Below are 9,817 nucleotides of genomic sequence, written 5' to 3' on the forward strand. Positions count from 1 at the left end.
ACCAGGCTGCGCGACAGCGGCAGGAATTCGGCGCCGGCGGGCCTGGTGACCAGGATGGCAAGCGCCACCGCAACGATGGTTGCTGCCACGGTGGCGATCAGAACCGTGCGCAAATGCAGCAATGTCAGCGTCAGCAGGCTGCCCTGGTTGTAGATCACCGGCGCATTGTTTTCGGTCAGCGGCTTCAGCAGCGGCACGAACCAGCCGGGATTGGTGACGAAGGCAACGAGCAGCATCACCAGGGCAAGTCTGAGCAGCGATGGAAGCCAGGCCTTCATGCGGGCCTCGCCGCGCGCTTCACCAGCCCGTCGACGGTGACGCGGCCAAGCGGCTTGCCATCGGCGCCTTTGACCGGCAGCGCCGGCCGGCCCGTCCACAACAATTCGGCCAGCGCGTCACGCTGGCTGGCGTCGCCGGGGATCGCCTCGCCTTCGGCGGAGCCCTTCTCCACGGCATCGCGGACCCGACCGAGCGACAGCAGCCGGAACGGCCTTTCGCTGGCGCCGACCAGGGTCTCGACGAAGGCGCTTGCCGGCTTTGCCAGGATCTCGGCGGGCTTGGCGTATTGCACCAGCTTGCCGGCATCCATGACCGCGATCTTGTCGCCCATATGCACGGCCTCTTCCATGTCGTGGGTGACCAGGATGATGGTGGTGCCGAAGCGCTTCTGGATCGCCAGCAGATCTTCCTGCGCCTTGTTGCGGATGATCGGGTCGAGGGCGCCGAACGGTTCGTCCATCAACAGCACGTTGGGCTCGGCGGCGAGCGCGCGGGCAACGCCGACGCGCTGTTGCTGGCCGCCGGACAGTTCGTGCGGATAGCGCGGCCCGAAGGCTTCGGGGTCAAGCTGATAGAGCGTCATCAGTTCGTCGACCCGGGCCTTGATGCGGTCCTTGTCCCAACCGAGCAGCACCGGCACGGTGGCAATGTTCTGCGCCACCGTGCGATGCGGGAACAGGCCGTGGCCCTGGATGGCGTAGCCGATGCTGCGGCGCAGCTCATAGCCGGGCAGCGAACGATTGTCGGCGCCGTCGAGCTTGATGATGCCCGAGGTCGGCTCGACCAGCCGGTTGATCATGCGCAGCAGCGTCGTCTTGCCGGACCCGGACGTGCCGACAATGACGGCGATGGTGCGCGGCTCGATGACCATCGACACGTCATCGACCACGGTCGTCGCGTCATAGCGCTTGGTAATGCCTTCGATCTCGATCATGCCGTTTCAACCCTGCGCCTGGTGGCGGTCATTTCGATCACCGCATCGAGGATGATGGCGGCGGCAAAGGCGAGCGCGACCGTTGGCACCGCGCCGAGCAGCACAAGGTCCATCGCCGTCTGGCCCACACCCTGGAAGACGAATACGCCGAAACCGCCGCCGCCGATCAGCGCGGCAATGGTGGCGAGGCCGATGTTCTGCACCAAGACGATGCGAATGCCGGTCAGGATCACTGGAAAGGCCAGTGGGAACTCGACGCCGAACAGGCGCTGCCTGTCGGTCATGCCCATGCCGCGCGCGGCGTCGTTGGCCGCGCGCGGCACGCCAGCGAGACCGACCACGGTGTTGGCCACCACCGGCAGCAGCGAATAAAGGAACAGCGCGACGAAGGCGGGTGCGGTGCCGATGCCGCGAATGCCGAGCGCGGCAGCCCCCGGCACATGCGTGGCCACCCAGCCGAGCGGCGCGATCAGCAGGCCGAACAGCGCGATCGAGGGAATGGTCTGGATGATGTTGAGCACGTTGAGAACCCCGGCGCGCAGACTTTCGACACGATGGCAGAGAATGCCCAGCGGCAGGCCGACGACCACTGCCGCAAGCAGCGACCCTAGCGACAGCGTTACATGCTTGGAGCCCTCCGCCCAGAAACGGTCGGCGCGGTTGAAATATTCCTTCAGGATCGACAGATTGTCCCAGCTTCCCGAAATCAACAGCAGCCCGATCGCCAAAGCCGAGACCGCAAGCACGCCAACTCGTGCCAATGGCGACAGGTCCAGCCGTGTCAGCACATCGGCGAGCAAAAGCGTGAAGGCAAAGATCAGAATCCAGAAACCGGAGGCTGGCGAAACTCTCGCAAAGGTGTTGCCCTCCGGCGTGAGGAATGTTCCGGCGACGCCGATCAGCAGCGCGAGCGCGGCAAGCGCCACCACGCTGGCGGCAAGGCGCAGCGAAAGCGGTGTCTTGAACAGCGCGATGAGTGCTGCGGCGACGATCATGACGAGCAGCAGCGTCCCGGTGGTTGCCGGCAGCGCCTCGAGAATCGAGCGCGCCTGGCCGGGGACGATGCGGTTGGCACGGAACGTGGCAAAGGGCGCGGCAAAAGCCGCGTAGGCTGATATAGCGGCGATGACCACGCCGAGCTTGTCGAAGCGGATGTTCACGCCCTCCCCCGTCAGTCGATCCGGCGCGCCACGAAAGCGGCGCGCCGGAATCGTCCTACTTCAGGAAGCCGTTCTTCTTCAAAAAGTCCTCGGCGACGCCCTTGACCGGCTCGCCGCCGACCTGCACGCGACCATTCAGCTCCTGCAGCGTGACGAGGTCGAGCTTGGCGAAGACCGGCTTCAGCAGCGTCTCGATCTCGGGATGTTGCTTCAGCACCGCTTCGCGGATGATCGGCGCCGGCTGGTAGACCGGCTGCACGCCCTTGTCGTCGTCGAGCACGACGAGCCCGGACGGTGCGATGCCGCCATCGGTGCCGTAGACCATGGCCGCATTGGCGCCGTTGGTCTGGTTGGCGGCCGCGGCGATGGTTGCCGCGGTGTCGCCGCCTGAGAGAGTGATCAGTTGGTCCGGCTTCAGCGTGAAGCCATAGGTGGTCTGGAAGGCCGGCAGTGCAGCCGCCGAATTGACGAACTCGGCAGAAGCCGCCAGCACCACCTGACCGCCGCCCGCGACATATTTGCCGAAGTCGGTGAGCGTGGCGAGCTTGTTGGTCTCGGCGACTTCCTTGCGCAGCGCAATCGCCCAGGTGTTGTTTGCGGGCGACGGCGACAGCCAGACGATCTTGTTGGCGTCGTAGTCGAGCTTCTTGGCCGTTTCATAGGCCTTGGCGGCATCCTTCCAGACCGGGTCGTCGGCCTTCTCGAAGAAGAAGGCGGCGTTGCCGGTGTATTCGGGATAGATGTCGATCTCGCCAGCGGTGATCGCCTTGCGCACCACCGGCGTGCCGCCGAGCTGGATGCGGTCCGATGTCTTGATGTTGTTGGCGTTGAGGACGAGCTGGATGATGTTGCCGAGCACGCCGCCCTCGGTGTCGATCTTCGAAGAGACAACCACCTGGGCATTGGCGGAAGCCACCGTGATGCCGAGCGCCAATGCCGCGCCGGCCAGAAACTTGACTGAAAACATTGTGGAACCCCTAGCTATGAACCGAAACGCGATGACCGCATATGAGCATGGCTTCAACGGCCAGTCGGGGCACACGGTTTCATAACAAGGGGGATCAGCGCAATATTTTTGTTCGGAAGGCCGATTTTGAGGCGACGCTGGCGATCTGCTGCCATCTGGCGGATAATGCCATAGGGTGCGGGTGGCAAACACGGAGAGCGTGTCATGGCCATACACAAAGTCGGCTACCTCATCGGAAGTCTTGCCCGGGAATCCATCAACCGCAAGCTCGCGAAGGCGCTCGTTCAACTGGCTCCTCCGGAACTTGAAATGACGGAAATCGCCTTCAGGGATCTGCCTCTTTACAGCTACGATTATGATGCGGATTTCCCGCCGGTCGCCCGGGATTTCAAAAAGGCGATCGCGTCCGTTCAGGCCGTCCTGTTCGTTACCCCGGAGTACAACCGCTCGATCCCTGGCGGATTAAAGAACGCGATCGACTGGGCGAGCCGCCCCTATGGAAAGAATTCATTCGCGCGCAAACCGTCCGCCGTCATCGGAACATCGCCGGGCGCCATCGCAACCGCTGTCGCCCAACAAAGCCTGCGCAGCGTTCTGAGCTTCTGCAACTCACCCCAGATGAATGCGCCGGAAGCCTATATCCAGTTCACGCCGGGACTGATAACGGACGACGGCGAAGTGACGGTCGAATCCACCGAGGACTTCCTGCGCAACTACATGGCTGAGTTCCATATGTTCATAGCGAGGGTGCTTCAGGTGTTGCCGCCGGACGCATAGGTTTGGCGTCAAGCCGGGCGCGCGCTCGTCACCTTCAGCGCGCCCAGCGCCACGAAGCACAGGACGGTGACCGGAAAGACTATCCAGTTCAGCATCTCCCAGCCCCAGGCGTTGTAGACCATGCCCGACATCAGTGAGGCGCAGGCGACGGAGCCGAACAGGACGAAGTCGTGGAAGCCTTGCACCTTGCCCTTTTCCGACGGCCGGTAGGTGGAGGCCACCATTGCGGTCGCGCCAATGAAGCCGAAGTTCCAACCAAGGCCCAGCAGGATCAGCGACGTCCAGAACTGCCACAGCGCCAGGCCCGACAGAGCGACAATGGCGCAGCCGATGAGCAGGATCAGGCCGGTGGTCACAATGCGTTCGGCGCCGAAGCGATGGATCAGCGAGCCGGTGAAGAAGCTTGGCGCAAACATCGCCATGACGTGCCAGGAGATGCCGAGCGTCGCGTCGGTCTCCGACAGTCCGCAGCCGACCATGGCCAGCGGTGCGCCCGTCATGACGAAGCTCATCAGCGCGTAGCTGCCGACCGCACAGAAAAGCGCGGCGACGAAACGCGGCTGCGTGACGATTTCAGCCAGTGGTCTGGCGTCGCTGTCGGCGATCTCCACCTTGCCGGATGCTTTCGCCGGCAGCCGCAGGAAGGACAGGATGATGGCGCCGACGGCGGCCAGCGGCAGGATGGACACGAACGAACCGGCAAACATGACCGGCGCCAGCGATTCGCGGGTGAAGATGACAATCTGCGGCCCGAGGATAGCGGTGACGATGCCGCCGGCCAGCACGAAGGAGATGGCGCGCGCCTTGAATTCCGGCGGTGCGTTGTCAGCGGCGGCGAAGCGGAACTGCTGGACGAAGGCGCCGCCGACACCGATCGTGAGCAAGCCAAAGGCAAACAGCCAGAAGCTCCCTTGAAAAAGCGCAAGCGTGGCGATCAGGCCGCCAAGCGCCGTGACGATCGTTCCGGTCATGAAGCCGCCGCGCTGGCCCATTCTGCGGATGATGGCCGCTGCGGGCAGCGCGCCGAGCGCCACGCCGATGTTGAAGCCGGTGATCGGCGCTGTCGCCAATGATTTGTCGGGGCCAAGCAGATATTGCCCGGCCAGCGCGCCCACGGAGATGGCGATGGGGGCCGCCGAGCCGATGATCGCCTGCGATGCGGCCAGGATCAGCGCCGTGCGGCGCGCCTCGCTGCCTGCCTCGACGGCGATTGCCGTCATGATGCGTCCTTGCCGCGCCCCTCGCCACGCACCCGGCGTGACACACGGTCGAGCACGGCATTGACCAGCTTCGGCTCGTCTTCCTCGTAGAAGGCCTTGGCGATGTCGACATATTCGGAGACTATGACGGCGACCGGGACATCCTCGCGCTTCATCAGTTCGTAGACACCGGCGCGCAGGATGGCGCGCAGCGTCGAATCGAGCCGCGACAGCGGCCAGTCCTCGGTCAGCGCCTGGCGGATGATCGGATCGATGGTCTTCTGGTTCTCGACGACACCCGCCAGGATAGCGCGAAACCATTGCGCATCGGCCTCGCGATAGAGCGCGCCGTCGACTTCCTTGCCAAGGCGAAACGCCTCGTACTCGGCGGTGATCTCGAAGACACCGCTGCCGGCGACATCCATCTGATAGAGCGCCTGCACGGCGGCCAGACGGGCAGCGCCGCGCTTGTTGGCGTGGCGCATCGCGGGCTGCCCGGGCGAAGCGGGTTCGCTCACGATCGCGCTCCCAATTGTTCCTTGAGGGCAATCATGGTCAGCGCCGCACGCGCGGCAAAGCCGCCCTTGTCGCCTTCCGAGCGCTTGGCGCGAGTCCAGGCCTGGGCGTCATTCTCGGTGGTGAGGATGCCGTTGCCGATGCAGACCGAGTCCTGCACGCTCAAATCCATGAGCGCGCGGCTGGATTCATTGGCGACAATGTCGAAATGATAGGTGTCGCCGCGGATGACGGTGCCGAGCGCGACAAAGCCATCATAATGTGTGCCGCCTTCCGTCGCGCCGTCCAGTGCAAAGGTGATCACCGCGGGGATCTCCAGCGAACCTGGAACGGTGACGACGTCATAAGTCGCGCCCGCCTCATCGAGCGCGCTTGTCGCGCCATCGAGCAGCGCGTCGGCAAGGTCGTCGTGAAAGCGCGCTTCGACAATGAGCAGATGCGCCTTCGCCTTCGGACGAATGAAGGCTTTGCCGTGTTGGGATGTACCAGCCATAAAAGTCTCCGGGGAGTTGCCGGTGACTTAGGCCGAAGCCGGGTTCATCGCAAGCGGAAGATTGCTGGATGGACTCCTGTCCTATCGATCCTCTCGCGTATGCCACAGGCGCAACACAGAAATTGTCGTGTTCTGTATCTCGTAACGAATTTCGTAGCTGCCTACCAAAATGCGACGCACTTCTCGTGGTTCGAACTCTTCCAGTCTCTCACCGATGCGCGGATATTCGACCAACCGTGCCGGCGCGGCAGTAAGCGACTGCACGGCACGTGCGGCCGCCGGGCCATTTGCTAGCACGAGAAAATCATGTAGCCGGACCAAGTCGGACAAAGCCTTGTTGGTCCATTTCAACTCCATCAACGAGGCACCGGCAGTGGCTTGTCGGTACCAAGACTCTCAGCCCACGCCTGCACGGCCTGGTGATCGATGACCCGTCCTGCGTCGACATCGGCCATTGCTTCAAGCGTGAGCCGTCGGCGCTCCTCCTCCAAATCCACCCACGCGGAAAGAGCTTGTTTGACGATCCAGCCGCGTGGGCGCTCAAGGCGGGCAGCCAGTTGATCTACCTTTTCAGCCAGCGGCAGCGGAACGTGAGCGGTGATTACTTTTGTATCCATCAGAGCCTCACAATCAGATTTAATCATAGCGATTAAAACTGATTAAGTCGAGTGCAGCAGCACTTAAAGCCCCTCTTTCGTCGCCTCGACCAGCCGCGCCGCATAACGCGCCATGGTGTCGATCTCGAGATTAACGCGGTCACCGACCTTGCGCTCACCCCAGGTGGTCACGGTCAGCGAATGGTGGATCAAAAGCACGTCGAAGCGCGCGCCTTCGACCTTGTTGACGGTGAGCGAGGTGCCGTCGAGCGCGACCGATCCCTTGGGCGCAATGAACTTCGCCAGGTCGCGCGGCGCCTCCAGCGTGAAGCGCACGGCATCGCCCTCATCCTTGCGCTCGATGATCTCGGCCATGCCGTCGACATGGCCCGAAACGATGTGGCCGCCGAGTTCGTCGCCGATCTTCAGCGCCCGCTCCAGGTTGACCTTGGTGCCGGATTTCCAGCCCGAGGCCGTGGTCAGCCGCAAGGCTTCCTCCCATGCTTCAACCTCGAACCAGCGTGCATTCGAGGCGCTGTCGGGCAAGGCCGTGACTGTCAGGCAGACGCCGCCGCAGGAGATCGAGGCGCCGATGGCGATGGTCTGCGGGTCATAGGCTGTGTCGATGCGCAGCCCCGCCCCTTCCCTGAGCGGCTTGACGGACGCGACAGTGCCGACATCGGTGACAATTCCGGTAAACATCGGTGTTGATCCCTAGAGGTCTCTTGTCCACTCGGCGTAGCTGTCTTCGCCGAAACGCATGTCGCGCAATTTGCGAAATCCTGCCGGGATATGGTCGGCGTCGATCGGCGATGCAATGCCGTCGTCGCCGATTGCATCCGGTCCCTGGAACAGCACGATGCGGTCGACCAGCCCGTCGGCCAGGAAAGCGCTCGCCACCCTGGCGCCGCCCTCGACCAGCACGCTGGCCATGCCGAGCGCGGCCAGATCCTCGAGTAGTTCCGGCAAGGCTACGCCGCCCTCGTGCGTCTCGGTGCCGATGAAGCGCACGCCGGCGCGTTCGAGTGCTGCCCGCCGCAGCGGATCGGCCTCCAGGCAAGCGGCGATATAGAGCGGTACCCGGTCGACGCCCGAAACCAGCTTCGAGGCCTCCGGCAACCTGAGCTGGCGGTCGAGCACGATGCGGGCAGGCGAACGGTTCTCAAGCCCCGGCAAACGCACCGTCAGGGCCGGATCATCCTCAAGGGCGGTGCCGATACCAACCAGTATGGCGTCCGCCTCAGCCCGCATCAGATACACTTCTCGGCGCGCGATATCGCCGGTGATCGACACCTGCCCGTCACCTTCCCTGCCGATCTTGCCGTCGCTGGAAAGCGCAAGCTTGAGAATCACTTCCGGGCGTTTTCTCAACGATCGAATCAAATAGCCGGCCATCTGCTCGGCAGCTTCCGCCGCCAGCACCTTCTCGACCACCTCGACACCGGCCGCGCGCAGGATCGCATAACCCTTGCCGGACACGCGCGAATCGGGATCGCTGGCGGCACCGACGACCCGCGCAACGCCGGCATTGACCAGCGCATTGGCGCAAGGCGGCGTGCGGCCGTGGTGGGCGCAAGGTTCCAGCGTGACGTAGGCGGTGGCGCCGCGCGCGAGGTCGCCGGCCTCGGCCAAGGCCTCGGTCTCGGCATGCGGACGGCCGCCGACAGCGGTGACGCCGGTGCCGACGATCATCGGACCATTGCCGTCATCGCGTACGATCAGCGTACCGACAGACGGGTTGGTCGCGGTGCGCCCGGCATTTTTTCGCGACAGTCTGAGTGCCGCCGCCATGAAGCGGCGATCAAGGGCGGCCTGTTCGCTTGCAGTCATGCTCAGCTGGCTTCCTCTTCACCCTTGACTTCGTCGCCCTTGAGCTCGCCCAGCAATTCATGGAAATCCTTGGCCTCGCGAAAATTGCGGTAGACCGAGGCGAAACGGACATAGGCGACATCGTCGAGCGACTTCAGCGCTTCCATGACCAGGCGACCGACTTCTCCCGAAGCAACCTCCGTCTCGCCGGAACTTTCGAGCTGGCGCACGATGCCTGTCACCGCGCGGTCGATGCGTTCGGGATCGACATTGCGCTTGCGCACGGCGATCTCCACCGAGCGCAACAGCTTGTCGCGGTCGAAGGGCACTTTGCGGCCCGATTTCTTGACCACGACGAGGTCGCGCAACTGCACGCGTTCGAAGGTGGTGAAACGGCCGCCGCAATCGGGGCAGACGCGCCGCCTGCGGATCGCCGCGCCATCCTCGGCGGGGCGAGAATCCTTCACCTGCGTATCTTCCGACTGGCAATAGGGACAGCGCATGGAGAAGCCTTTGGTTGGCGAATCTGGTGAAGCGAAAGGCTTAGAGGTTTTTGCAGCGATGGCAAAGTGTCGCCAACAGCTCCCTCGCCCTTCAGAGATAGCGAGGCGCAAGCAGGATTGCCAGCCTCGCCAGCAGCCGCACAGCGTACCGATGTCTTCAGGGAGCAACGTCGGCGGTCGGAAACCCGCACGATGCGCCGAGACTACGATAGGCCTTGGTGAAGCCGTCCATGGATATGCTTCCAACCGGCGCATCGCCGAAGGAGACGTCAAGCACCGATGCCCGGCGCATGGCGCGCAGGAGCGCCAGGCTGGTCTTGGACTGGTTGTCGACGGTCCAACTGAGCCGGCCGTTGACGGCGCCATCGGAATGGAGCTTGGCAGTGACGCGGCCCTTGTCGTCGCCGAAAGTGGCGGCAACCGACTTGCCGGCCGGCAAGGCCTTGTTGTCGACGGCGATCGTTACGGACGGGTAGGCATCCGGCGGCAGTGCATCGCCGTTCGTGATGATGAGCGTCAGAACGCCGCTCTCGCCGCCAGCGCCGATAAAGGCGGTCGAGGCCGCGCAGGTCTTGCGCAGATCC

At 63.8% G+C, this 9,817-nt stretch carries 13 protein-coding genes and 1 pseudogene; 1 reads left to right on the plus strand and 13 read right to left on the minus strand.

What is annotated here, in order from left to right:
- The 4 genes and pseudogenes from EN994_RS06740 to EN994_RS06755 form a co-directional block, all read right to left on the minus strand.
- Window positions 1–278 (minus strand): annotated as a pseudogene (locus EN994_RS06740) (ABC transporter permease); the annotation flags it as partial.
- Window positions 275–1,213: an ABC transporter ATP-binding protein gene (locus EN994_RS06745; RefSeq protein WP_013532239.1), complete on the minus strand. Its 939-nt coding sequence runs from the start codon at window positions 1,211–1,213 to the stop codon at window positions 275–277. The pseudogene EN994_RS06740 and the gene EN994_RS06745, both read right to left, overlap by 4 nt.
- Window positions 1,210–2,373, minus strand: a complete 1,164-nt coding sequence (locus tag EN994_RS06750; RefSeq protein WP_127307452.1) for an ABC transporter permease — start codon at window positions 2,371–2,373, stop codon at window positions 1,210–1,212. Before EN994_RS06750 ends, EN994_RS06745 begins: the two co-directional genes overlap by 4 nt.
- A 55-nt stretch (window positions 2,374–2,428) precedes the next feature.
- On the minus strand, window positions 2,429–3,340 hold the full coding sequence (locus tag EN994_RS06755) for an ABC transporter substrate-binding protein (protein WP_013532241.1): 912 nt from the start codon (window positions 3,338–3,340) through the stop codon (window positions 2,429–2,431).
- A gap of 204 nt (window positions 3,341–3,544) precedes the next feature.
- Here EN994_RS06755 and EN994_RS06760 point away from each other — a divergent pair, with 204 nt between their 5' ends.
- Window positions 3,545–4,117, plus strand: a complete 573-nt coding sequence (locus tag EN994_RS06760; RefSeq protein ID WP_013532242.1) for an NADPH-dependent FMN reductase — start codon at window positions 3,545–3,547, stop codon at window positions 4,115–4,117.
- A gap of 8 nt (window positions 4,118–4,125) precedes the next feature.
- Here EN994_RS06760 and EN994_RS06765 read toward each other — a convergent pair whose 3' ends face one another.
- From EN994_RS06765 to EN994_RS06805, 9 genes are all read right to left on the minus strand, one after another.
- Window positions 4,126–5,337: an MFS transporter gene (locus EN994_RS06765; RefSeq protein WP_063167767.1), complete on the minus strand. Its 1,212-nt coding sequence runs from the start codon at window positions 5,335–5,337 to the stop codon at window positions 4,126–4,128.
- A complete protein-coding gene (gene nusB / locus EN994_RS06770) occupies window positions 5,334–5,834 on the minus strand; it encodes a transcription antitermination factor NusB (protein WP_013532244.1) in 501 nt (166 codons plus the stop codon). The genes EN994_RS06765 and nusB overlap by 4 nt, the downstream gene beginning before the upstream one ends.
- Entirely contained in the window at window positions 5,831–6,325 is a 495-nt protein-coding gene (gene ribH / locus EN994_RS06775) for a 6,7-dimethyl-8-ribityllumazine synthase (RefSeq protein ID WP_063167766.1), read from the minus strand. Before ribH ends, nusB begins: the two co-directional genes overlap by 4 nt.
- Window positions 6,326–6,406: 81 nt before the next feature.
- Window positions 6,407–6,682 carry a type II toxin-antitoxin system RelE/ParE family toxin gene (locus EN994_RS06780; RefSeq protein ID WP_013532246.1) on the minus strand — a complete coding sequence of 92 codons (276 nt, stop codon included), beginning with the start codon at window positions 6,680–6,682 and terminating at the stop codon, window positions 6,407–6,409.
- Complete coding sequence (locus EN994_RS06785; RefSeq protein ID WP_013532247.1) at window positions 6,682–6,942, minus strand: ribbon-helix-helix domain-containing protein; 261 nt, start codon at window positions 6,940–6,942, stop codon at window positions 6,682–6,684. Before EN994_RS06785 ends, EN994_RS06780 begins: the two co-directional genes overlap by 1 nt.
- A 63-nt stretch (window positions 6,943–7,005) precedes the next feature.
- A complete protein-coding gene (locus EN994_RS06790) occupies window positions 7,006–7,623 on the minus strand; it encodes a riboflavin synthase (protein WP_063167765.1) in 618 nt (205 codons plus the stop codon).
- Window positions 7,624–7,635: 12 nt separating this feature from the next.
- Window positions 7,636–8,751: a bifunctional diaminohydroxyphosphoribosylaminopyrimidine deaminase/5-amino-6-(5-phosphoribosylamino)uracil reductase RibD gene (gene ribD, locus EN994_RS06795; protein WP_063167764.1), complete on the minus strand. Its 1,116-nt coding sequence runs from the start codon at window positions 8,749–8,751 to the stop codon at window positions 7,636–7,638.
- A gap of 2 nt (window positions 8,752–8,753) precedes the next feature.
- The gene (gene nrdR, locus EN994_RS06800) at window positions 8,754–9,233 is read right to left on the minus strand and encodes a transcriptional regulator NrdR (RefSeq protein ID WP_013532250.1); all 480 of its coding nucleotides are present in this window, start codon (window positions 9,231–9,233) and stop codon (window positions 8,754–8,756) included.
- Window positions 9,234–9,390: 157 nt separating this feature from the next.
- On the minus strand, window positions 9,391–9,817 hold a 427-nt coding region (locus EN994_RS06805; RefSeq protein ID WP_127307453.1), incomplete at its 5' end, for a hypothetical protein.

Origin of the sequence: Mesorhizobium sp. M7A.F.Ca.CA.002.09.1.1, assembly GCF_003998555.1 — a bacterium.
Lineage (GTDB): Bacteria > Pseudomonadota > Alphaproteobacteria > Rhizobiales > Rhizobiaceae > Mesorhizobium > Mesorhizobium ciceri.

Bases quoted from the DNA above. Each gene is read 5' to 3' on its own strand.
- EN994_RS06745 (WP_013532239.1), bottom strand. From the start codon at position 1,213: ATGATCGAGATCGAAGGCATTACCAAGCGCTATGACGCGACGACCGTG.
- EN994_RS06790 (WP_063167765.1), bottom strand. From the start codon at position 7,623: ATGTTTACCGGAATTGTCACCGATGTCGGCACTGTCGCGTCCGTCAAG.
- EN994_RS06760 (WP_013532242.1), top strand. From the start codon at position 3,545: ATGGCCATACACAAAGTCGGCTACCTCATCGGAAGTCTTGCCCGGGAA.
- EN994_RS06785 (WP_013532247.1), bottom strand. From the start codon at position 6,942: ATGGATACAAAAGTAATCACCGCTCACGTTCCGCTGCCGCTGGCTGAA.
- EN994_RS06780 (WP_013532246.1), bottom strand. From the start codon at position 6,682: ATGGAGTTGAAATGGACCAACAAGGCTTTGTCCGACTTGGTCCGGCTA.
- ribD (WP_063167764.1), bottom strand. From the start codon at position 8,751: ATGACTGCAAGCGAACAGGCCGCCCTTGATCGCCGCTTCATGGCGGCG.
- ribH (WP_063167766.1), bottom strand. From the start codon at position 6,325: ATGGCTGGTACATCCCAACACGGCAAAGCCTTCATTCGTCCGAAGGCG.
- EN994_RS06765 (WP_063167767.1), bottom strand. From the start codon at position 5,337: ATGACGGCAATCGCCGTCGAGGCAGGCAGCGAGGCGCGCCGCACGGCG.
- EN994_RS06755 (WP_013532241.1), bottom strand. From the start codon at position 3,340: ATGTTTTCAGTCAAGTTTCTGGCCGGCGCGGCATTGGCGCTCGGCATC.
- nrdR (WP_013532250.1), bottom strand. From the start codon at position 9,233: ATGCGCTGTCCCTATTGCCAGTCGGAAGATACGCAGGTGAAGGATTCT.